The 21,123-nt window shown below is 63.7% G+C and carries 20 protein-coding genes and 1 tRNA gene; 4 read left to right on the top strand and 17 right to left on the bottom strand.

Features of this window, described 5'->3' with window-relative positions; genetic code table 11:
• Positions 1–10: 10 nt before the first annotated feature.
• The 9 genes from CVO77_RS14870 to CVO77_RS14830 form a co-directional block, all read right to left on the bottom strand.
• Positions 11–1,018, bottom strand: coding sequence for a PhoH family protein (locus CVO77_RS14870; protein ID WP_105999713.1), 1,008 nt, complete (start codon positions 1,016–1,018; stop codon positions 11–13).
• A 132-nt stretch (positions 1,019–1,150) separates the two neighbouring features.
• Entirely contained in the window at positions 1,151–2,491 is a 1,341-nt protein-coding gene (gene miaB / locus CVO77_RS14865; RefSeq protein WP_105999712.1) for a tRNA (N6-isopentenyl adenosine(37)-C2)-methylthiotransferase MiaB, read from the bottom strand.
• Positions 2,492–2,540: 49 nt separating this feature from the next.
• Positions 2,541–3,422, bottom strand: coding sequence for a lysophospholipid acyltransferase family protein (locus CVO77_RS14860; protein ID WP_105999711.1), 882 nt, complete (start codon positions 3,420–3,422; stop codon positions 2,541–2,543).
• On the bottom strand, positions 3,394–3,816 hold the full coding sequence (locus tag CVO77_RS14855) for a Fur family transcriptional regulator (protein WP_105999710.1): 423 nt from the start codon (positions 3,814–3,816) through the stop codon (positions 3,394–3,396). The genes CVO77_RS14860 and CVO77_RS14855 overlap by 29 nt, the downstream gene beginning before the upstream one ends.
• 124 nt (positions 3,817–3,940) lie before the next feature.
• Positions 3,941–4,372 carry a Ros/MucR family transcriptional regulator gene (locus CVO77_RS14850; RefSeq protein WP_105999709.1) on the bottom strand — a complete coding sequence of 144 codons (432 nt, stop codon included), beginning with the start codon at positions 4,370–4,372 and terminating at the stop codon, positions 3,941–3,943.
• Between the two features lie 126 nt (positions 4,373–4,498).
• Positions 4,499–4,960, bottom strand: coding sequence for a GNAT family N-acetyltransferase (locus CVO77_RS14845; protein WP_242445958.1), 462 nt, complete (start codon positions 4,958–4,960; stop codon positions 4,499–4,501).
• Positions 4,957–5,583, bottom strand: a complete 627-nt coding sequence (tsaB, locus tag CVO77_RS14840; protein WP_242445957.1) for a tRNA (adenosine(37)-N6)-threonylcarbamoyltransferase complex dimerization subunit type 1 TsaB — start codon at positions 5,581–5,583, stop codon at positions 4,957–4,959. The genes CVO77_RS14845 and tsaB overlap by 4 nt, the downstream gene beginning before the upstream one ends.
• Positions 5,576–6,169 carry a malonic semialdehyde reductase gene (locus CVO77_RS14835; RefSeq protein ID WP_105999708.1) on the bottom strand — a complete coding sequence of 198 codons (594 nt, stop codon included), beginning with the start codon at positions 6,167–6,169 and terminating at the stop codon, positions 5,576–5,578. The genes tsaB and CVO77_RS14835 overlap by 8 nt, the downstream gene beginning before the upstream one ends.
• 28 nt (positions 6,170–6,197) lie before the next feature.
• Positions 6,198–6,776, bottom strand: a complete 579-nt coding sequence (locus CVO77_RS14830; RefSeq protein WP_106000860.1) for a NifU family protein — start codon at positions 6,774–6,776, stop codon at positions 6,198–6,200.
• A 63-nt stretch (positions 6,777–6,839) separates the two neighbouring features.
• On the opposite strand from CVO77_RS14830, the gene CVO77_RS14825 reads away from it, so the two are divergent.
• Positions 6,840–7,712: a hypothetical protein gene (locus CVO77_RS14825; RefSeq protein WP_105999707.1), complete on the top strand. Its 873-nt coding sequence runs from the start codon at positions 6,840–6,842 to the stop codon at positions 7,710–7,712.
• Between the two features lie 77 nt (positions 7,713–7,789).
• A tRNA-Thr gene (locus CVO77_RS14820) sits at positions 7,790–7,865 on the top strand.
• Positions 7,866–8,520: 655 nt separating this feature from the next.
• Here the strand turns inward: CVO77_RS14820 and CVO77_RS14810 are convergent.
• The 4 genes from CVO77_RS14810 to CVO77_RS14795 all read right to left on the bottom strand — a co-directional run bounded on the left by CVO77_RS14810 (position 8,521) and on the right by CVO77_RS14795 (position 15,118).
• The gene (locus CVO77_RS14810) at positions 8,521–10,182 is read right to left on the bottom strand and encodes a sulfatase family protein (RefSeq protein WP_158258085.1); all 1,662 of its coding nucleotides are present in this window, start codon (positions 10,180–10,182) and stop codon (positions 8,521–8,523) included.
• 106 nt (positions 10,183–10,288) lie between these two features.
• On the bottom strand, positions 10,289–12,550 hold the full coding sequence (locus tag CVO77_RS14805; protein WP_158258084.1) for a TonB-dependent receptor: 2,262 nt from the start codon (positions 12,548–12,550) through the stop codon (positions 10,289–10,291).
• 1,081 nt (positions 12,551–13,631) lie between these two features.
• Positions 13,632–13,952, bottom strand: coding sequence for a 2Fe-2S iron-sulfur cluster-binding protein (locus tag CVO77_RS14800; RefSeq protein WP_105999703.1), 321 nt, complete (start codon positions 13,950–13,952; stop codon positions 13,632–13,634).
• Positions 13,949–15,118, bottom strand: a complete 1,170-nt coding sequence (locus CVO77_RS14795; RefSeq protein ID WP_158258083.1) for an aromatic ring-hydroxylating oxygenase subunit alpha — start codon at positions 15,116–15,118, stop codon at positions 13,949–13,951. Before CVO77_RS14795 ends, CVO77_RS14800 begins: the two co-directional genes overlap by 4 nt.
• Before the next feature lie 193 nt (positions 15,119–15,311).
• Between CVO77_RS14795 and CVO77_RS14790 the strand changes: the two genes are divergently transcribed.
• Together CVO77_RS14790 and gloA are read left to right on the top strand one after the other, a co-directional pair.
• Complete coding sequence (locus CVO77_RS14790) at positions 15,312–16,040, top strand: SDR family NAD(P)-dependent oxidoreductase (protein ID WP_105999701.1); 729 nt, start codon at positions 15,312–15,314, stop codon at positions 16,038–16,040.
• Between the two features lie 42 nt (positions 16,041–16,082).
• On the top strand, positions 16,083–16,583 hold the full coding sequence (gene gloA, locus CVO77_RS14785; protein WP_105999700.1) for a lactoylglutathione lyase: 501 nt from the start codon (positions 16,083–16,085) through the stop codon (positions 16,581–16,583).
• Positions 16,584–16,598: 15 nt separating this feature from the next.
• Here the strand turns inward: gloA and CVO77_RS14780 are convergent, their stop codons facing one another.
• The 4 genes from CVO77_RS14780 to CVO77_RS14765 all read right to left on the bottom strand — a co-directional run bounded on the left by CVO77_RS14780 (position 16,599) and on the right by CVO77_RS14765 (position 21,103).
• On the bottom strand, positions 16,599–17,315 hold the full coding sequence (locus tag CVO77_RS14780; protein ID WP_158258082.1) for a FadR/GntR family transcriptional regulator: 717 nt from the start codon (positions 17,313–17,315) through the stop codon (positions 16,599–16,601).
• A gap of 108 nt (positions 17,316–17,423) precedes the next feature.
• Positions 17,424–18,728, bottom strand: coding sequence for a spinster family MFS transporter (locus CVO77_RS14775; RefSeq protein ID WP_158258081.1), 1,305 nt, complete (start codon positions 18,726–18,728; stop codon positions 17,424–17,426).
• 43 nt (positions 18,729–18,771) lie between these two features.
• A complete protein-coding gene (locus tag CVO77_RS14770) occupies positions 18,772–19,551 on the bottom strand; it encodes an SDR family NAD(P)-dependent oxidoreductase (RefSeq protein WP_197709638.1) in 780 nt (259 codons plus the stop codon).
• Positions 19,552–19,567: 16 nt separating this feature from the next.
• Positions 19,568–21,103, bottom strand: coding sequence for an acyl-CoA synthetase (locus CVO77_RS14765; RefSeq protein ID WP_105999696.1), 1,536 nt, complete (start codon positions 21,101–21,103; stop codon positions 19,568–19,570).
• Between the last annotated feature and the right edge of the window lie 20 nt (positions 21,104–21,123).

The following is a 21,123-nucleotide window of genomic DNA, read 5'->3' as shown; positions in this document are numbered from 1 at the left end:
GGCCGACGCCCTAGGATCCCGGCCCCTCATAGGCCTCGACGATCCGCCCGACGATCGGGTGGCGGACGACGTCGGCGCTGGTGAAGCGGCTGACATTGATCCCCTCCAGCCCTTCGAGCCGCGCGACCGCGTCAGCAAGGCCCGAGCTGGTTGGCACCGGCAGATCGACCTGCTTGGGGTCGCCGCAGATCACCATGCGGCTGTTCATGCCGAAGCGGGTCAGGAACATCTTCATCTGCGGGATCGTCGTATTCTGCGCCTCGTCGAGGATGATGAAAGCGTCGGCGAGCGTCCGCCCGCGCATGAAGGCCAGGGGCGCGATCTCGATCTCGCCCGACGCGATGCGGCGTTCGACCTGCTCGGCGGGCAAGCAGTCGTGCAAGGCGTCGTAGAGCGGCCGCAGATAGGGATCGACCTTTTCCTTCATGTCGCCCGGCAGGAAGCCCAATTTCTCACCCGCCTCGACCGCCGGGCGCGAGAGGATCAGACGCTGGACGCTGCCGGTGATGAGCTGCGCGACCGCCTGCGCGACCGCGAGATAGGTCTTGCCGGTGCCCGCCGGACCGAGCGCGAAGATCACCTCGTCGCGCGCGAGCGCCTGCATATAGGGAACCTGCGACGGCGCGCGCGGGACGATCGTCTTCTTGCGCGTACGGATCATGATCGGCGGCGCTTCGCTCGCATCGTGGCGGATGATGCCCGCAAGCGTCGGCTGCGCCGACATCGCGATCACCCCGTCGACGAGCCCCGCGTCGACCTCCTGCCCCTGTTCGATCCGGTTATAAAGTTCGGTGAGCACATCGCGCGCGCGCGCCGCCGCCTCGGCCTCGCCCTCGATCTGCACGCGGTTGCCGCGCGCCGAAATATAGACGCCAAGGCGATTCTCGATCGCGACGAGGTTGCGGTCGAACTCGCCGAAGAGGATGCCCAATAGCTGCGTTCGCTCATATTCCACCGTCAATCGGACGCGGTCGCCGGGTGTGGCGGGTGCGGCGGCGGTCAGCGGGCGTTTGGACACGTGGGCAGGGCTCCTAGCTTCGATACATGACTGTGTACTCCCGCGAAGGCGGGAGTCCATCTCCGATGGGTTGAAAGTCCGACGACCGACGATGGGTTCCCGCCTTTGCGGAAACACGCAAACCCCAGGCCACTAGGCGGCCGCTTCCATCAGCGCTTCGGCCCCAAGGCTGTTCGGGCCGGCCGAGGTGATCCGCACATCGACCATGTCGCCGATCGCGAGGCCCGGCGCGATGACATGGACCGACTGAAGCCAGGGCGACTTGCCGATGAGCTGGCCGCCCAGCTTGCCCTTGCGTTCGAGAAGCAGGCGCGTCGTCTGGCCGACGGCACGTTCGTTGAACGCCTGTTGCTGCGCGTTGAGCAGGGCCTGGAGGCGGTGCAGCCGGTCGTGCATCACCGCTTCGTCGACTTGCCCGTCCATTGTCGCCGCGGGGGTGCCGGGGCGGCGCGAATATTTGAAACTGTACGCCATCGCATAATCAACGCTGCGGACGATATCGAGCGTCGCCTGGAAATCCGCCTCGCTCTCGCCGGGGAAACCGACGATGAAGTCGCCCGAGACCGCAATGTCGGGACGCGCCGCGCGGGCGCGCGCGATGACCTTGAGATAGCTTTCGACGCTGTGGCTGCGGTTCATCGCGGCAAGGATGCGGTCGCTGCCCGACTGCACCGGCAGGTGGAGGAAGGGCATCAGCTTGTCGACCTCGCCATGCGCGGCGATCAGCCCGTCGGTCATGTCGTTCGGGTGGCTGGTCGTGTAACGGATGCGTTCGAGCCCGTCCTCTTTCGCGAGTTCGCGGATCAGTCCGTCGAGGCCGATCACGCGGCCGCGCTCATCCTCGCCGTCCCAGGCGTTGACGTTCTGGCCGAGCAGGGTGATCTCGCGCGCGCCGCCCGCGACGAGCGCGCGCGCCTCGGCGATCAGGTCGGCGAAGGGGCGGCTGATCTCCGCCCCGCGCGTATAGGGGACGACGCAATAGGTGCAGAATTTGTCGCAGCCTTCCTGCACGGTCAGAAAGGCGGTCGGACGCTGGCCGCCCGCGCGCGCCGGGAGCGCGCCGAACTTGCTGTCGAGCGGCATGTCGAGGTCGACGGCCTTTTCGCCGCGCGCGGCGCGGGCGATCAGGTCGGGCAGGCGGTGATAGGCCTGCGGACCGACGACGACATCGACGCTCGGCGCTCGGCGCGCGATCTCGGCGCCCTCGGCCTGCGCGACGCAGCCGGCGACGGCGATCGTCGGGGTGCTGCCGTCCGCGCGCTTCAGCCGGCCGATGTCCGAATAGACTTTTTCCGCCGCTTTTTCGCGGATGTGACAGGTGTTGAGCACGACGAGATCGGCGTCGGCGCCCTCGGCGGCGGGCACATAGCCTTCGGCGCCGAGCATCTCCGCCATGCGCTCGCCGTCATAGACGTTCATCTGGCAGCCGAAGGATTTGACGTGAAAGGTCTTGGGCGTCGGGGGTGCGGTCATACGGTCCCGATAGAGGAATGACGCGCGGAAATGAAGGGGATTCGCCCCGTCATGCGGCGGGCTGTTCGGGTTCGTAGCGCACCGGCGCGACGATATGCGGAAAGGGCCGCAGCGGCTTGCCGAGCGACGCGACCAGCGCTGCCTCGATCCGCCGCCGCGCCTCGGCGGTGATCGCCTTGCGCCCCGGAAAGTCGCGCGGGTGGAAAGGGTCGAGGAAGTGGATGTCGAGGCGGAAGCTGCCGGGGCGCGCGAGGATGCGCTTGGCATTGTCGATTCCCGTCTCGTCGCCGATCCAGCCGATCCATTCGGCGATCGGACCATAATCGAGCAGCACCGGCTGGACAAGCACCGCGGGCGGCGGCGGGTCGAGCACCTGCATCATCGAGGTCTTGAACGGCAGCAGCGACTGGCCGTCGGTCGTCGTGCCCTCGGGAAAGACCGTCACCGACCAATTATCGGCGAGCGCCTCGCGCAGCAGGTTGATCTGGTCGGCGACGCCGCCGCGGTCCTCGCGGCTGACGAACACCGTGCGGTTGAGGCGGCAAAGCCAGCCGATCACCGGCACTTTGCCCAATTCGGCCTTGGCGACGAAGGCGGTGCCGCTCGCGCCCGCGAGCGACAATATATCGACCCAGTTCACATGGTTCGAAATGAAGAAAACGTCGCGGCGCAGCGACGTGCCGCGCCGGACCACCCGCGCCCCGACGATGCGCGCGGCCAGAAACAGGAACAGCCTGGGAAAGGGCGATCCATAGCTGACGATCCGATAGAGATAATGGAGCGGCACCAGTATGAGGAGCGCGAGCAGCAGCAGCAACACGCGCCACAGGATTCGCGCTTTTCCTCGCAGCGAGATCGGGGCCGGCCGCCCCGCCGCGATCGCGGCGCGCGCCGCGGCGGCATCAATCCTTGCGGTCGAGCCGGACGCCATAAAGCTCCATGCGATGATCGACGAGGCGGAAGCCCAGCCGTTCGGCGATGACTTTTTGCAATGCCTCGAGTTCGGGATCGACGAATTCGATCACCCTTCCCGTCTCGACGTCGATCAGATGGTCGTGGTGTGCCTCGGGCGCGGCTTCATAGCGCGAACGGCCGTCGCCGAAGTCGTGACGATCGAGAATCCCCGCCTCTTCGAACAGGCGGACGGTACGGTATACGGTGGCGATCGAAATGCCGCTATCGACCTTCGATGCACGTTCGTACAGCGTTTCGACATCGGGATGATCTTCGGAATCGGAGATGACGCGGGCGATGATTCGGCGCTGCTCGGTGATCCGCAGCCCCTTTTCGTGGCACAATGCTTCAAGGTCGATGGTACCGGACATACAGGCCTTTCCTGCACAATGCAGTCGGATATTCAGGGTTCCGAACTGTATAGGCATGCCCCGCCGATAGAACAAGGGCGGCACCGGCCCGCTCGCGCGTCCGGCGCCGCATTTTCCTAAGACTTCAGGCCTTGGTGCGCTTGCGCCCGCCGCCGCGGCCCTTGGTGCCGAGGCCGATTTCCTTGGCGAGCGCGCGGCGCTTTTCGGCATAGTTGGGCGCCACCATCGGATAGTCGGCGGGCAGGCCCCATTTGGCGCGATAATCGTCGGGGGTCATGCCATAATGCGTCATCAGGTGGCGGCGCAGCATCTTGAGCTTCTTGCCGTCCTCGAGGCAGGTGATGTAGTCGGGCTTCACCGACGCACGGATCGACACCGCGGGCACCAGCTTTTCCTCGACCACCGGCTTGTCGCCCAGGTTCGACAGCGCCGCATGCACATTGTTGATCAAAATGGCGAGATCCGAAATGGCGACGCTGTTGTTGCTGACATGCGCCGCAACAATATCGGCGGTCAGCGTCACGAGCATTTCATTGGTATCGGCTTGATCCGACATGGGAGGATTTTCCTTTTCTGCGAGCTTCCCAGAAGAACGGGCGAATTATAGTGCGACAATAGTATCCGAGCGTGATTCATGCCATTCTGGATGTAATTTCGCAATCACCGATTTCGCGCGGAAATCCTAACGACGGCGCATGGTTATCGCATCGCGGACCACCCCGTCGCCGCCGCGATAATAAGCAGGGCGGCGCCCGCATTCCGAAAAGCCCGCTCGCTCGTAAAGATGAACGGCGTCATTGTCGGCGCGCATTTCGAGGAAATACTCCTCGGCGCCTTCGGCCTTCGCCCAGGCCAGCCAGTCGTCGATCAGCCTCCGACCGACCCCGCGACCCCGCCACACGGGATCGACGGCAAGGAGAAGCAGTTCGCTTTCGGGGCCGGCCATGCGCGCCGCCGAAAAGCCGCACATCGCGTCGCCGTCCCAGGCGAGGCAGATGCGCGCCGAGGGAAGCGCGAACAGGGTCAGGAGCTGCGCCGTGCTCCACGCTTCGCCATAGGCGGGGTCGAAAGCCGCCTCCATCACGCGCATCGCCGCCGACAGGTCGCCGACCCGCGCGGTGGCGAGGCGCACTGGCCCCTTCATGCCGCCGCCATCGGCTTGGCATCGGGCGCGCGGCCATAGATCGGGCTGGGGTTCGTGAAAAGTGCGGGCGCCGGCAGGCTCGGGAAGGCGCGGGCGTCGGGCAGGACGGCCAGGGCGCGGCCGGTTCCGCGGCGTGTCACGAACGCCTCGGCGCGGCTGCCGATCACCAGCTCGTCCGCGGCCCGAATCGCTTCGTCGGGAAGCAGTGAGCGGAGGTCGGCGCGCGGGGTCAGGTCGGCGGCAAAGGGCTGAACAAACCATTGCCCGTGCCCGCCCTCCATCACGATCAGCGCGCCGCGCGCTTCGGCGATCGCCGAAGCCGCGCCAGCGGCGACGAGCGCGAGAGTCGAAAAGCCCTGCACCGGCACGCCCCAGCCGAGCGCCAGCGCGCGCGCCGCCGCGACGCCGATCCGCACCCCGGCGAAGCTGCCGGGGCCGCAACCGACCGCGATCGACGCCGCGCGGCCGCTATCGGCCAGTTCGGCGATCAGCGGGACGAGCCGTTCGACATGGCCGCGGCCGATCACCTCGTGCCGGAAATCGACGATGCGCCTGCCCTCGACCAGCGCGGCCGAACAGGCCTCGCTGGCACAATCGATGACGAGCGTTCGCTCCTCAGGCAATGCGGTTGAAACGCTCGAAATCGGGGCGCGGGCTGCGCTCGAAAATGGTCGCGGCATCGCCATAGCCGAGCGTCGAGATGAAATTGCTCTTCACCTGAGGCGTATCGGCGAAAAAGGCGGCATCGACCGCGGCGTTGTCGAAACCCGACATCGGCCCGGTGTCGAGTCCGAGCGCGCGCGCCGCCATGAGGAAATAGGCGCCCTGCAGGCTCGAATTGCGGAACGCGGTCGTCTGCGCCAGCGCCTCGTTGCCGACGAACCAGCTGCGCGCGTCGGTGTGCGGGAAAAATTCGGGCAGATGTTCATAGAATTCATGGTCCATCGCGATGATCGCGGTGACCGGCGCCTGCAAGATTTTTTCGGCGTTGGCGGGAAGCGCGAAGGCCGCGAGCTTGGCTTTCGCATCGTCCGACACGCACCAGACGATCCGCGCCGGCAGGCTGTTCGCGCTCGTCGGGCCATATTTCACCAGGTCCCAGATCGCGCGCAGCTGATTCTCCGACACCGGCCGGTCGGTATAGCCGTTATAGGTGCGCGCGGCGCGGAACAACTGATCGAGAGCGCTATCGGAAAGCGGCTCGCTCATCGGGGTATCTCCTGGCTGAAAGTCTGGATCAGACGGCGTGGACTGCCGTTACCTCGGGAACATAATGTTTCAAGAGCGATTCGATCCCATTTTTGAGCGTCGCGGTCGACGACGGGCAGCCCGAGCAGGCGCCCTGCATCTTGAGATAGACATTGCCCTTGTCGAAGCCGCGATAGAGGATGTCGCCGCCATCATTGGCGACCGCGGGGCGGACGCGCGTTTCGATGAGTCCCCTGATCTGTTCGATGATGTCGGCGTCGGCGGGATCGTCGGCAAAGCCGCCCTCATCCTCGCCCGGAACCGAAATGCCCCCGGCGCTCGCGGGGTGGAAGAGCGGCATGTCGGCCAGGAAATGATCCATCACGATGCCGAGGACATCGGGCTTCGCATCGCTCCATTCGGCGCCCGGCGCGATCGTCACCGACACGAAGTCGCGGCCGAAGAAGACGCCGGTGACGTCGCCCAGGGCAAACAGCGCGGTCGCGAGCGGCGAGGCCTCGGCCTCCTCTGGACTGGTGAAGTCACGGGTTCCCGCCTCCATCACCGCCCGGCCGGGCAGGAATTTGAGCGTCGCGGGATTGGGCGTCGATTCGGTTTCGATCAGCATCAGGCGCATGTGGGACGCCGCGTGCCTTTGTGCAAGATGGCAGACATGGGCTAAAGCCCTCCGATGCGCCGTTTCACCCATTTCGCCGCGCTCGACTGGTCGGGCGCGCGCGGCCTTCGCCAGCGCGGCATCGCGCTCGCGGTCGCCAGCGGCGGCGCGGCGCCCGCGCTGGTGCGGCCGGGGCATGTCTGGTCGCGCGGTGAAATCCTGGCCTGGCTCGAAGCGGCGGCGGCCGCGCGCGCCGACATGCTGATCGGCTTCGATTTCTCGGCCGCCTTCGCCTTTGCCGATCGCGGCGCCTATTTCCCCGAATGGGCCGACAGTCCCACCGACCTTCCCGCGCTGTGGGGGCTGGTCGAGGCGCTCACGGCCGACGACCCGCATTATGAGGTCGGCGGCTTCGTCGCGCATCCCGAAGCGCGCCGTCATTTCCGCCACGGTCGGGGCGATGTCGGCGATCTCTACGCACCCGGCGCCGGGCGGCTGCGCGTCGTCGAACAGCATCAGCGCGCCACGAAGCAGGCGGCGAGCGTCAGCAATTTCAACCTCGTCGGCGCGGCGCAGGTCGGCAAGGCCAGCCTGGCGGGGATGCGCCTCCTCCACCGGCTGCACGGCCGCATCTCCCTCTGGCCGCTCGATCCGATGCCACCCAGCGGCCCGCTGCTCGTCGAAATCTATACCAGCCTCGCCGCGCGCGCGGCGGGGATGGCGCCGGGGCGCAGCAAGATCCGCGACGGCAGCGCGCTCGACGCCGCGCTGGCCGCGCTCGGCTCGCCGCCCGTCGGTGTCGCGGGGCCGGTCATCGACCACGCCAGCGACGCCCTGCTGACCGCCGCCTGGCTCCGCGCAATCGCTTCGGATACGGCGCCCTGGTCGCCCGCCCCGCTGACCGATGCGCTCGCCATGACCGAAAGCTGGACCTTCGGCATCATTTGACACGCCCCTCGCCTCTCGCATTTTTAAGAACGCCAGGTGTTTCCATCCTATGCGAAAATACTCTAGGGGGACCGGGCGCCGGCTTAGCTCAGTTGGTAGAGCAACCGCCTTGTAAGCGGTAGGTCGTCAGTTCGAGTCTGACAGCCGGCACCACGCAGTCTCGCGTTTTTGTCGCGAATGCATAGCTGAGCTCACTTGGGCTGAATTGCCCCCAATTCCGCGACGTTATGGCGCGGCGACATTAGACAACAGTGGCCAGAGACTGATTCTGCGCGAAAGTGTTGGCGGAGTCACCCGCTCGGTCTCAACTGGCCAAAATCGTGGATCCCCGATGCTTCGCGGCGCAAAGGCGGCACATGACCGTCTACAGACCGACGGCCTTCAGGCGTGGATTCAAGATAGCCGACATTCGGCGCGTTACCGCGCTGCATGGTCTTGTTTAGCACGGCGCGCCGTATCGCCCCGAACGCGGTAACCTGAACGGACCCCCGATCAGCGTCGAAGATGGGTTTACTCACGACACGTTGTTCGGAGCGGCCTCGTTGCACCGCGTCGCCCAGATGTCAGGCCGCGCTTCCAAAGGCCGACCAAGTGACATTTTCCTGGAGGAAGACAGTGCCCAAGCGGCCAGTGAAGCGGTCGAAGGGGGTCACCTCGCCATCGAGCGCGTCAATCTTGCCGCGCTTCAGATGGGCCTTCTGAAGACACTGCGGGGCCTCACGCCCTGCGAAAACATCTGCCGAACAGGGGAAATTCAACCCGAACGATTTATACGCAATCGGTACCATCAAATGTCGGGATCAAATACTTAAACCGGCTGGTTATACATCTCGGTCGATCCCGGATATTCGCGGCCGTCGTCGATACCCACCTCGCGTTTGATGAGCGCGTTCGCCATCTTGTTGAGCCGCAGCACATCGCTCTTGTGCTTTGGATCGCTCGCGAGGTTGACGATCTCGCCTGGGTCGGCGTAGGTGTCGTAGAGTTCAAGGTCGTTCATCGCGATCAGCGTCTTCCAGTCGGTCGGCGTGTTATGGTGCGCCGGCGCGAAATAGCGTGCGAACTTGTAGCGCCCGTCGTGGACGCCGCGGTGGAGGCGCCGCTTCGTGAGGTCGAAGCGCTTCGAATAGTCCGGTTCACCTGACGCGAGCACCGCCGTGCGGTCCTTGGTGGGTTCCCAGTAATGAACGACGGCATAGTTGAAGAGATGCCCCTGCCGGTCGCGCTCGGTTTGCGCTGTCGGCGAGGTCAGCAGGCCCGACACGTCGAGCCCCGGCAGACCGGGGAAACGGCCCACCTGCTCGTCGGCGGAGAGGCCGGCGAGGCTCATCAGCGTCGGCGCAAGGTCGATCGCTCCCATCAGTCCCTTGGTCGTGCGGCCGCCGGCGAAATCGGGATGGGCGATGATCATCGGGATATTGACCTCTTCACGGTACATGGTCGCGCCCTTCTGACGCATCCCGTGCGCGCCCGCGCGCTCGCCATGATCGCTGGTGTAGATGATGATCGTATTGTTGATCTGACCGCTTTCCTTGAGTGCCCAGAGCAACTGCCCGAGCCGCCGATCGACGTCGCGGAGGCAATTGTAATAATAGTTGATGAAGCGGTGCCAGCTTTCCTCGTCGTCGTGGCGCATGGTGCCGTAGAAGAGGTCGTTGAGCCGCACGATCGCACTGTGGGCCTCGGGCTTGGTCGAAAGATCATCCTTATAGAAGCTTTCGGGCAGGTCGAACTTGTTATCGACCTCGTAGAGCGGATCGCCGGGCTCGCGGCGCAACGGGCCGAGCGCATTGGGATCGGGTCGGCTTTCGGCCTGCTTGCCCGTCGCGTCATAGAACATGATGTCGTGCGGATTGACGAGCCCGACGACCTGGAACCACGGCTTGCCGCCCGCCTTGTCACGCCGCGCATAGTCGAGGATCGAACGCGCTGCGTCGCCGGCGACGGCCATGTCGGCCTTGTAGCCATCCCACGTCAGACCGACTTCCTCGCCGTCGAAGCCGTAATCGTGGAAGCCGTATTTCTCCATCGCATTTTCGGTGGTCGGATAGATGCCGCCGGGAATGCGCGTCCAGTTGCGCTCGTTGTTGATGCGGCTGAGGTGCCACTTGCCCTTGTAGCTCGTGTAATAGCCCGCGGCCTGCATCATGTGGCCGAGCGTCGGCATATCCTCCGCCGCGACGGGATATGGGGCGTTGTCGCTGTTGAGGAACAACCCCGTCTGCTGGGTATGGTGACCCTGAAAGATCGTCGAGCGCGACGGGGTGCAGGGGGTGGTGTGAACATGGTAGTTTTCGACCAACAGTCCGCGTTCGAGCATCTCGCGGTGCGCGGGCAGTTTTTCGAGCAGCCCTTTGGGATAGCTCGCCATGCCTTGTTCCTGATCGGTGACGATCATCAGGACATTGAGCTTCTTGCCGTTCTTCGCATAGGCTGGAAGCGCGAGCCCAGCGGCTGCCAGTGCACCCATTCCGCCGACAAATGTCCGGCGATTCACGTCCCAACCCATAGTCATCCTCCCATCATCCGGCTTGCGTCACCCAGGGCACAGACCGGCTGCACCGCGGGCGGAAAGATCAGAATTTGAACGCCACATCGACCCCGAACTCGCGCGGAGGCTGGTAGAATTGCTGGATCGGCGTCGCGCCGGCCGAGATCGCGCCCGAAATCACTTCCTGATCGGTCAGGTTCGATCCGTAAAGCGTGACCTTCCACTTGTCGTCCTCGCCCGCGACCGCGATGCTGGCGTTGAGCAGCACGACCTCATTGCGGTAATAGCCGGGGTCGTTGTCGCGGCCCCAGGTGTTGAAGCGGCTCGAATAGCGCGCGTCGCTGTGCAGCTTGATCTCGCCAAACGACATCGGGATCACATAGTCGGCCGAGACGCTGCCGCTCCATTTCGGCGCGTTGGCGAGTTCGAGTCCGCTCGAATCGGTGGGAACCGCAAAGCTGCCGTTCGGGACGCCGTTGATCAGGATCGGCACCGCGGGGCCGCACTGGCCGGGCTCGGGCGCGCCATTGGTGAACACGCCGTCGGTGTCGGCGCAAAAGTCGGTATAGCGCGCGTGCAGATAGGCGATGTTCGCGCCGAGCGTGAAATTATGCGACGGACGCAGCAAGGTTTCGATCTCGAAGCCATAGATTTTCGCGGCGGCGACGTTGGTCGTGATATTTTCCGGCCGCACCGAACCCATCTTCGTCACCGAGCTTTGCAGGTCGCGGTAATTGTTGACGAAGCCCGCGACGTTGAAGCGGAGCAGGCGGTCGAACAGGTCGGTCTTTGCGCCGACCTCGAACGCGTTGACGCGCTCGGGATCATAGGGCCCGACATTTTCGGGGATCGTCCCGCGCGAGTTGTAACCCCCCGCTTTGTACCCTTGCGAATAATTGGCGTAGAGCATTGCCGAAGGGCCGATCTTGTATTCGACCGTCAGGCGCGGGGTGAACTCGGCCCAGCTCGCCTCGAGGCTGCTCTGGAACGACGATCGCTGGACATTGTTCACCAGCACCTGCGAGGCGATGTCGTATTTCTTGCGGTCATGGCTGTAGCGACCCCCGATCGACAGCGTCAGACTGTCGGTCGGGTGCGCGTTGACCAGCGCGAACAGCGCATAGCTTTCGGTATCCTGATGAAGCTGCGCCAGCGTCGTCGTGGTCGGATTGGCGAGCACCGTGTTGAACTGGCGCCACTTGTCGGTCTGATAATAGGCGCCGACGACGAAATCGACCGGCTCGTCGGCGGGCGAGACATAGCGCAGCTCGGCGCTCTTCGAATTGCCAGAGAAGTCGCGGGTCACGTCGAGTTGGGGCGCGGGGGTGATCAGCCCGTCGAAATCGCCGCGCGTCACATAGTCGAGATGGCGATAACCGAGCACCGCGGTGACCGTGCCGTAACCGACGTCGAGGTTCGAGGTCCACGATCCGCCATAGCTTTCGGTATTGGCATAGGGGTCGAAGGGCACCGCCGCCTTGCGGACGTCGGTCTTCACCGCGTCGGGCAGCAGGTCCCAATTGGGGTCGCCATTGTCGAGGACATGCGGCGCGGGGCCGGTCGTCTTCTGCTTCAGCCAGTCGACGACGACGGTCGAATCGAACGCGCCACCCTGGTCGAAATTGAGCGCGCCGCGCACCGATTTGACGTTGGCGCCATTGAGGCGATTTCCCGTAATGACGTTGCGACTGTAGCCGTCATAGTCGCGAAAATTGACCGAGACCTTGGCGGCAAGCGCGTCGCCCGCGAAGCGGCCGGTGTTGATCTTGCCGCGGAATTGCTTGAGCCCGAACGAGCCCGCGGTCAGCCGCACTTCGCCGCCGAAATCGTCGGTCGGGCGCGCGGTGATGACGTTGATCGTGCCGGCAAGGTTGTTCTTGCCGAACAGCACGCCCTGCGGACCCTTCAGCACCTCGATCCGCTCGACGTCGAACAGGTCGAGCATCGTGCTCGACACGAAGGGGATATAGACCCCGTCGATGATCGTGCTGACCTTCGGGTCGGCATTGGGATCGGGGTCGGCGGTGCTCATGCCGCGAATCGAAATCATCGGAACGTTGGCGACCAGGCCCTGCGTCTGCAGCACGACATTGGGCGCGAGGCCGTTGAGGCTGGTGATGTTGGTGCTGCCGCTCGCCTCGACCATCTCGCTGTTGAAAGCGGAGATCGCGATCGGCACGTCCTGCACGCTTTCGGAACGGCGCTGCGCAGTGACGACGATGTCGCCGGCATAGCCGTCGTCGATAGGCGGAGCTGCCGCGGTGCTGTCGTCGCCCGGCGCGGCGGGGGCGGCCGACTGGGCCTGGGCCGGGGTCGCCGCCAGGGCGATCGCAGCGGTCGAAAGCATTAGAAATGCGGTCCTCATCTTGTCCTCCCAAACTGGCGCGCGCCTGAGCTTTCCGCGTGCACAGGTGCTACGAAAATGCGCTCCACGCATCCGATTCATTCTGTTTCGAGGAACGGCCGATCTTCGACGGAGGCCGCGTTGCTCCGGCGGCATGGAGACGTTTACCGTCTTCGTCATAGCCATCGCGCGGACGGATATTTCCCGTTCCCAAGGTCGCTCTAGCAGATGAAAATAATACTTCAAGTGCTAAGTATTATTTTCCCCAAACCCTGCATTTCCAAGGGATCGTCGCTTGCGCAGGTTAGCCATGCCCTCACCCGGTTTAGAGTATTGCGTAAATCGGAGAGACGATTCGATGCCATTATGTGGTGACTCGCCTCAATGCGGAGAACCTCCTTTCCATTCAGCTTGATCATCACCTTCTCATCGCGGACGCGCCGAACAGCCCAAGCGAACGGTGCTGGTCGCGCGCTGCAATTCAGGCAGTCTTGCCGTCCATGTGAACTGAGTCGAGACCGTGAACACGACGGGCCGAACATGATGGACCAGTATAAGACGATGACGCTATGGCGGATCGACGTAGCGCGGTTCGAGATCCATTCCCCGGAACCGCTGTGCCCTCCGTTCGGCCGCGATCAGCAGCAGTGCCGAACAGCAGCGCCTCGACCTCAGAGATTCCCGATTGGCGAATAACCTTGAGCAACTTGATACCTAGCCGGGGTGCGGCTTCGACGAAGATCGCGCGCGCAAGGATATGATTGTCGTCATCAACCAGGCTCGGCAGGGATAGTCCCTCGGTCGGGCTCAAGGCCGAGAGACTGTCTCCAAGCCCCTGGATTTCGTTTAATTCACTCAGCTTCTGCTGACTTGAAACGACAACAATATGTTATGAATGCGTTATGCCATCGACTTATTTTTCCCGCTTCGTCTCAACTGACCGAAACCGTGGATCCCCGATGCTTTGCGGTGCCCGGGCGGCCCGTGGCCGTCTGTCGGCCGTCGGCAATTGCGTGATCTAGCGAGTGAACAGGCATTGACTGATCATGATCGAGACACGGGCAGACCGGCAAATCATGAGCCGTTATCCGCCCCCGGAAGGCAGGATCACGCGCAGTCCTTCCAGCAAGGGATGCAACTCTATCTGGCACGACAACCTGCTGTTGTCCTGCCGATCTTCGACGAATTCCAGCATCAGCGATTCGGTTTCGTTCATCGGAGCCAACCGGTCGACCCAGACGGGGTCGACCAACACATGGCAGGTGGCGCAAGAGCAGCCTCCACCACAGTCGGCGCTGATCGCGTCGATTCCGTGCCGCAGTGCCGTTTCCATCAGCGAATGGCCATCCTCCGCCATGGCCTCACGCTCGCTTCCATCGGGAGCGACAAAGAGGACGCGGGTCACGCGTCCTCCTCGGCCGATAGATAGCGATCCAGGCTGTCATAGAAATGGCGAAGGCGGCGCTCCTGCCGGTTGAAGAGCATTCCCTTGAAACCCTTGGAGTTCACGCCCTTCTGCAGCCAGGGCACATTGCGTGCATCCTGGTTGTAGACCTCGTTTTCGAACTTATACTCGAGCCCACGTCCATGGATCGTTTGCGGCCGCGGCACCTTCGTCCCCTGCTCCGCCGGACGTTCGAATTGCTGGACCCAGAAGGTCGAACGCGCGGGATCGTCCGGATGCGGCATATAGCGAAAGATGGAAAATCGTTCCGCAAATGTGTTGATCGTGATGTTCGGGAAGATGAAATAATGAAAGTCGTCGGTCATCTGGTCGTCGGCAAGTGACGCCACGTCATAGCCGTGCTCGGTGAGTTTGGCGCGCATCCCACGCTGCATCGCAAGGCGCATCTCGTCGAGTCGGCCTTCATATTCATCGGCATCGACCCCAGCGGCGGCGGCCATGGCTTTCAGCCCAGGCTGCGCCGTGCGCCGCTGCTCTTCGGGCAAGCGCGAACAGGGCGCGCCCATCTGATAGAGGCCGCGGCTGTGGAGGCCGTAAAGATCGATCGGCATGTCCTCCGCATCTTCAAGATAGAATTGCAGTTGCGGGTGGGTGACCGGGCCATGATAGCCCTCCTGAAAAGCGTCGGCCGCAATCTTCCAGTTGCAGTCCCACTCGATAATCTGCTCGCCGACGAAATTATAGGTATCGAGGCCGTATTGGGCGAGTTGACGGCCCGCCTCGCCCAGGAAGTCTTCTAGGCTTTCAGCGCCGGGGTCGAGGTTGATCCACACCAGCTTCTGCCACACTGCGCAGCGGATCGGCGGCAGCGCGACGTCCTTTTCGTCCGTATAGCCTTGGAAACTCTCCTTGTCGGGAATGTTGCGGAGCGACCCATCGAGATTCCACTCGAAACCGTGGAACCAGCAATAGAGCGAGCGGATGTTGCGCCGTTCGGTGACAATCTGGCGCCCGCGATGCTGGCAGACATTATAGAAGGCGCGAATCTGACCGTCGTCGCCATGCACAACCACGACCGGCTCTTTCCCGATCATGATCGGAAAGGCATCGCCCGGCTTGGCGACGTCAGCGATTGGACAGACGAGCAGCCAGACCTTCGAAAACATCTTCTCAAACTCGTCCGACAACATATCGCGGCTGGTGAATCTATGACGCGAAATTCGGGCGGTCGAGAACCCATCTTCATCGGATTTCCCTAGTTCCTGAGACAAAATAATATCTTCAGCCATCAGCGACATTCCTTTTGCATCCTCTTATCTAGTATCATAGATACAATGCGGAAGCTTTGGGAGCAAGAGGATGAAAACAGCCGCGATCACCGGTGCCGCGTCGGGCATCGGTCGCCAGATTGCCATCGCGCTAGCCGCGCAAGGGGCTTGGCGCCTGGTCCTGCTGGATATCGACGCCGACGGTCTCGCCGAAACCGGGCGTTTGGCGTGCGCCGTGGAGACCCGGCAAATCCGGATCGACCTCACCGACGCCGACGCCATCGCGGCCGCTTTCGCCGCCATCGGCGCCAGCGAGGAACCCATCGACCTCCTGTTCAATTGCGCCGGGATTCCGGCCGGCACGCCGCCCTGGCCCGACACGCGGGCGAGCAGGATCAAGGCGATTCTCGACCTCAATCTCGCGGGCACCATCCTCAGCGTCCAGGTCGCGCTGCCCTTGATGCGCAAGCCGGGCGGATCGATCGTCAACATCGCGTCGATCAGTGGCCTCAATCCCTATCTCTCCGGCGCCGTCTATGCCGCAAGCAAAGCCGGGGTCATCATGTTCACACGCTGCTGCGCCGATCTCGCCGCGACACAGGGCGTGCGTGTCAACGCCCTGTGTCCGGGCATCGTCGACACGCCCTTCCTCCAGAAAACCGGCATTGGTGGCGACAAGGCTGACTGGCTCGAGGAACGCCTTCGCGAGCGATCGGTGCTGAGCGCCAGCGAGGTGGCCGACGCGGCAATCGCTCTTGCGCTGCGCAGCGATGCGGCCGGCCTGTACGAAGAGTTGGTTGCGCCCAATCCGGCTTCATGAACAAATCCGGCGCGCTTCCTCCAATGAAAGGATGATATTCCCATGACACGACCAGCCGGAACCGCCGGATTCGCCCTCAATCAGACGATGCTGCGCGTTCGCGATCCCGAAGCGTCACTGCATTTCTACCGCGACCTTCTCGGCATGACGCTGCTCCAGAAGCTTGATTTCGAGGAGATGCAATTCTCGCTCTATTTCCTTGCCTATCTGGACGAGGGCGAAGTCCTGCCGCTCGATCCCGCCGAGCGGGCGCGCTTTATCTTCGATCGCGAAACGACGCTCGAATTGACGCACAATTGGGGCACCGAAAAGGAGGAAACCTCGCCCTATCACAATGGCAACAGCGATCCGCGCGGCTTTGGCCACATCGGCATCAGCGTTCCCGACGTCGAGGCGGCGTGCGATCGTTTCGAAAAACTGGGTGCGGCCTTCGTCAAGCGCCCGGACGACGGGAAGATGAAAGGCATCGCCTTCATCGCCGACCCCGACGGCTATTGGATAGAGATCCTGTCGTCGGCGCGTATGTCAGGCTTTCTCACCTGACGAGCCCCTCGATCTCTATCGCGGGTCGAGTTCGGGATCGAAGTCCGCGAAGGAGACCGTGCGCACGATTTCGTTGGAAAAAAGGGCACGCATATCGTGCAGATATCCCTCGACCAGTTCGGCCATTGCGCGGCGCGCGCCCTCGGCATCGCGGTCCCGTATCGCGTCGAACACCGAGCGCGCATGCTTTAGAGCGCGAACGCGATAGGGTTCGTCGGGCACCATGCCGCCCGATCGCGTGAGGCGGCGAAGCGCGGGCGCGAGCATCTCGAGAAGCGGGTTGCGGGTGGCGTCGGCGACGGCATTCCAGAAACGCGAATAGGCGCGGTAATAGGCGGGGTAATCGCCGATGGCCACACCCATATCCTCGATCGCGCGTGCCATCAGGTCGCAATCGTCGGCGGTCGCGTGGCGCGCCGCCAGCGCGACCAAGCCGGGTTCCAGCGCCGACCGCGCAATCATCAGCGACTCGATAGTGGCGCCCGAGAACTGCAGGACGAGGGCCAGCGTCGAGGCGAGTTCTTCCCAATTCGGCTTGCCGACATAAGTGCCGCCACCGGGCCCAGACTTGATCTTGATGACACCCTGGATCTGCAGGAAGCGAAGCGCTTCGCGCAACGCGCCGCGCGACACGCCATGGAGTGCAAGCGCCTCAGCCTCGGAACGATAGCGATCACCGGGCTTCATGCCGCTGTCGTAGATTTCCTGGGCGATGTCGCGGGCCAGGTGCAACGCGGTCCCGCCCCGCGGACGCACATCCGACCGTCGACCCTTCTCTCTGTCCCCGGCCATGCTATTTCGATCTCCGCCGCCAATTCTGCTTAGCTAGTCAGTCTGCCTCTATATGGAAAGGGCGGAACACGTCTCCGGGCGGCGCATGTGCCGCGAGGCGAGCAGGAAGTGCAACGCCGACCAGATCGAGAAGGGTACGAGGAGCAGCATCGCGAAGGCCAGTCCGTCCTTACCGCTCGCCTGTTGTACCAGATCACTCGCCGCTCCGATCAGGAGCGGCATGCAGCCAAAGCCGATGATGTTGTATGTCAGCAGCAGCAGTGCGGCGCCCATCGCGCGGGAATCGGGAGGGGATTGCGTCTGCACCGCCGCATAGGTCGGACCGAGCCAGATACCACCCACCAAGGCCGGAAAGGCATAAAGCCACAACGCCGTCGTCGTATCGTCGACCGTGAGAAACAGGAACAGCGCCGGCAGCGCGATGACTTTCGCCGCCACCGCGACCCACAGGCGTCGCGCCGGATCGGTCCGCCCGATCCGGTCGGCGATCCAGCCGCCGATAATCATGCCGCTCGACCCGACGATCCCGCTAAGAAGGCCGAGTGCGAGGCCGACCTCCATCGCCGACATGCCGTGCGTACGCATGAGGTACGTCGGCACGAACAGGATGGTCGAAGCCGACACACCCGCCGCCAGCGACGCGCCGAGGAAGACATGGCGAAGGACACGATCGTTCCAGATCAGCGCGACATTCCGCCCGAAGGCGGTCCCGAGCGCCGAGGAGAATATCGCAACCTTCGTACGCGCGCGAAACATATCCTTCGCCACGAACCCGACGAGCGGCGCGAGCAGGACGCCCGGCAGGCCAACCGCGACAAAGGCAATCCGCCAACCCGCTTCCTGCACGAGCCAGGCGCCGATCAGATAGGAGAGCGTGAGCCCAGCAGACGCCCCCGCCGCATAAATGCCGAGCGCCAGCGCTCGACGATCCGCGGGAAAAAGGTCCGCGATCAGGCTGTGCGCTGGCGGGCTGCATCCTGCCTCGCCCAGCCCGACACCGGCGCGGGCGAACAGGAGTTGGACAAAGGATGTCGCGGCCCCGCAGAGCATGGTCATCACACTCCAGACCGCGAGCGAGATGGCGATGATACGCGACCGGTTGCTCCGGTCCGCTGCGAAGGAAACGAAAATCCCGCTGATACCGTACATGAGCGAGAAGGCGAAGCCGCCAAGCAAGCCGAGTTGCCAGTCGGCGAGCGAGAATTCCCCCTGGATCGACGGCAGGAGAATGGCGAGGATGTTGCGGTCGATGTTCGCCAGAACAAAGACCGCAGTCAGAATGAATAATGTCGTCCAGGGCCGGAGGCCGGGGGGTGCCGGATTGACGGTCTGGGTCGCATCGGAATGATTCAAGGCGCCAGGCCTCCCGCGCAAGAGGATGTCAAAATTGCCGAGATCAAAAGACGGTATATCCGCCATCGACGACGATTGAGTCTCCCGTGTGAAAGCTCGACGCGTCGCTGGCGAGATAGACGGCGATGGCCGAGAAATCGTCACCATCCCCCCAGCGCCCGACCGGCGCACGGGCAACGACATTGCTGTTGAACTTGTCCCATCCCTGGAGCCGCTCGGTCATGTCCGACCGGGTCCAGCCGGGAAGCACGCTGTTCGCCCGGATGCCGAGCGGGCCGAGCTCGACCGCCATCGCACGGGTCATCGACACGACCGCGCCCTTGGTGGCGCCGTAATGCTCGTTGCGCGCGGCACCATGCATCGATGCGGTGGACGCGATCGACACGAGCGATCCGCCGCGTTCCCCCGTCTCACCGCGCGCGATCATGTAGCGGGCGGCTTCGCGTAGCGTGAAGAAGACGCCATGAACGTTGACGTCCTGAATGCGGCGAAAATCCTCCAGTGAGATGTCGAACATATCCTTGCGCGATATGCTGAGCCCCGCGTTGGCGATCGCCTGATCGATCCGTCCAAATTCCTCGATGATCGCGGCAACGCCCGCCTTCACGGCAGACTCGTCGGCGACGTCGACCCGTGCGCAGCGTACTTCGCCGCCGAACGCCCGCAATCCTTCAACCGCGCGCTCGTTCTTCTCGGGCTTGTTGCCCCAGATAACGACCGACGCGCCGTGCATCGCGAGGCCCTTCGCCATGCCGAGGCCAATCCCACCATTACCGCCCGTCACCAGCGCCACCTTGCCGGTGAGGTCGAACAATCCCTTCATCATATGATTCCCCAGTTCAGGCGGCGCGATAGCGTTCGCGCAATTCGGTTTTCAGTATCTTGCCGACACCCGACAGAGGAAGCGCATCGACAAGCGACAATGATCGCGGCAGTTTGTAGCCGGCCAGCAACGGACGGCAGTGGTCTTGAAGACCCGCGAGGTCAACGGACGCGCCGGACTTTGGAACGACGACGGCGTGAACACGCTCGCCCCATGTCTCGTCGGCTATACCGATGACCGCCAGGGCCGCGACGCCAGGATGCGTCGAGAGGATATTTTCGACCTCGGCCGAATAGACATTCTCGCCGCCCGTCACGATCATGTCCTTGAGTCGATCGACGATGGTGACATAGCCATCCGCGTCCATGCGGCCGACGTCGCCGGTGTGCATCCACCCGTCGCGCAGGACCGCGGCGGTTTCCTCGGGACGCCCCCAATAGCCCAGCATTACATTGGGGCCGCGCACAACCACTTCGCCCGACCGGCCGCGCGGCATCTCCGCCCCATCGTCTCCGATGATGCGCACCTCGCAGACCGACGTGGCTCGCCCAGCCGAGCGCGCCCGGCCGTTCTCGAAAGCTTCCGGTCCATGATCGGCCGGCGCGAGGAGGCAGCAGGTTGGCGAAAGTTCGGTCATGCCATAGGCTTGGCAGAAGTTCGTCTGCGGAAAGGCCGCGACCAGCCGGGCGAGCAAAGTCTCGTCGATCGTCGATGCGCCGTAGCGGATCAGGCGAACGCTGCTCGTATCGAAATCGGCAAAATGGGGATGGTCCGCAACCATCCGCAGCATCGTGGGAACGAGGAAGATGTCGGTGACCCGATGCGCCTCGACCGCCTTGAGCACGTCGAGCGGATCGAACGCGGGAAGGAAGACGCAGCTCGCACCCGCGAACAGCGCAAGCAGGAGGCCGGCAAGCCCCCCGATATGAAACAGCGGAGCCGAATGGAGGAAGACCTTGCCCGGCGGCGCGCCGGGCTGCGACAAGGTTCCCATCAGCGAAAAGCCGATGCTAGCGTGCGCCAGCATGACGCCCTTCGGGCGTCCCGTCGTGCCGCCGGTATACATGACGGCGGCCAATGCGTCGCCGCGCCGGACCGCATCGGGAACGGCAACCGCGCCCGCCAGCCACTCGTCCCGGCTCGCAACGCCCGGCACGGCGGAGCACCCTGTCGAGACGATGTGGCGAAGATGCGGTGCTGCGGAACGAATATGGGGAATCAACGCATCAAAACAGGGTTCGACGATCAGGACGAAGGCTTCGCAATCGACCAGTGAGAAGGCTATTTCGGCACTCGACCAGCGCGTGTTGACGGGCGTGATGACACCCCCTGCCCAGAAGGTACCGAGCAGATATTCGGCGTAATGATTGCCGTTCCGGGCGAGCATCGCGACCCGGTCGCCGGGCGCGACGCCCAGCCGCCCAAGCGCGTCGGCGAAACGCGCCACGCGATCCCGAAGTTCAGCCCAGCTTAGTCGCTCTTCGCCGTCGACGAGCGCGGTCGCGTCAGGCGACCGCTGAATCATTCTGTGCACACATTGGGTAAGATACATATGACGCCCGGACCCGAGAA

The sequence above is a fragment of the Sphingopyxis lindanitolerans genome, from assembly GCF_002993885.1.
In the GTDB taxonomy this organism is placed as follows: Bacteria; Pseudomonadota; Alphaproteobacteria; order Sphingomonadales; family Sphingomonadaceae; genus Sphingopyxis; species Sphingopyxis lindanitolerans.
This window is presented reverse-complemented; position numbering and strand designations above follow the sequence as displayed.

What these genes read in the sequence shown, in the direction of transcription:
- CVO77_RS14805 (WP_158258084.1), bottom strand. Translation starts at nt 12,550, where the DNA reads ATGCTTTCGACCGCTGCGATCGCCCTGGCGGCGACCCCGGCCCAGGCC.
- CVO77_RS14830 (WP_106000860.1), bottom strand. Translation starts at nt 6,776, where the DNA reads ATGCTGATCGAAACCGAATCGACGCCCAATCCCGCGACGCTCAAATTC.
- CVO77_RS14795 (WP_158258083.1), bottom strand. Translation starts at nt 15,118, where the DNA reads ATGTTTTCGAAGGTCTGGCTGCTCGTCTGTCCAATCGCTGACGTCGCC.
- CVO77_RS14860 (WP_105999711.1), bottom strand. Translation starts at nt 3,422, where the DNA reads ATGGCGTCCGGCTCGACCGCAAGGATTGATGCCGCCGCGGCGCGCGCC.
- CVO77_RS14790 (WP_105999701.1), top strand. Translation starts at nt 15,312, where the DNA reads ATGAAAACAGCCGCGATCACCGGTGCCGCGTCGGGCATCGGTCGCCAG.
- CVO77_RS14845 (WP_242445958.1), bottom strand. Translation starts at nt 4,960, where the DNA reads ATGAAGGGGCCAGTGCGCCTCGCCACCGCGCGGGTCGGCGACCTGTCG.
- CVO77_RS14855 (WP_105999710.1), bottom strand. Translation starts at nt 3,816, where the DNA reads ATGTCCGGTACCATCGACCTTGAAGCATTGTGCCACGAAAAGGGGCTG.
- CVO77_RS14810 (WP_158258085.1), bottom strand. Translation starts at nt 10,182, where the DNA reads ATGGGTGCACTGGCAGCCGCTGGGCTCGCGCTTCCAGCCTATGCGAAG.
- CVO77_RS14770 (WP_197709638.1), bottom strand. Translation starts at nt 19,551, where the DNA reads ATGAAGGGATTGTTCGACCTCACCGGCAAGGTGGCGCTGGTGACGGGC.
- CVO77_RS14825 (WP_105999707.1), top strand. Translation starts at nt 6,840, where the DNA reads ATGCGCCGTTTCACCCATTTCGCCGCGCTCGACTGGTCGGGCGCGCGC.
- CVO77_RS14835 (WP_105999708.1), bottom strand. Translation starts at nt 6,169, where the DNA reads ATGAGCGAGCCGCTTTCCGATAGCGCTCTCGATCAGTTGTTCCGCGCC.
- gloA (WP_105999700.1), top strand. Translation starts at nt 16,083, where the DNA reads ATGACACGACCAGCCGGAACCGCCGGATTCGCCCTCAATCAGACGATG.
- CVO77_RS14850 (WP_105999709.1), bottom strand. Translation starts at nt 4,372, where the DNA reads ATGTCGGATCAAGCCGATACCAATGAAATGCTCGTGACGCTGACCGCC.
- miaB (WP_105999712.1), bottom strand. Translation starts at nt 2,491, where the DNA reads ATGACCGCACCCCCGACGCCCAAGACCTTTCACGTCAAATCCTTCGGC.
- CVO77_RS14765 (WP_105999696.1), bottom strand. Translation starts at nt 21,103, where the DNA reads ATGTATCTTACCCAATGTGTGCACAGAATGATTCAGCGGTCGCCTGAC.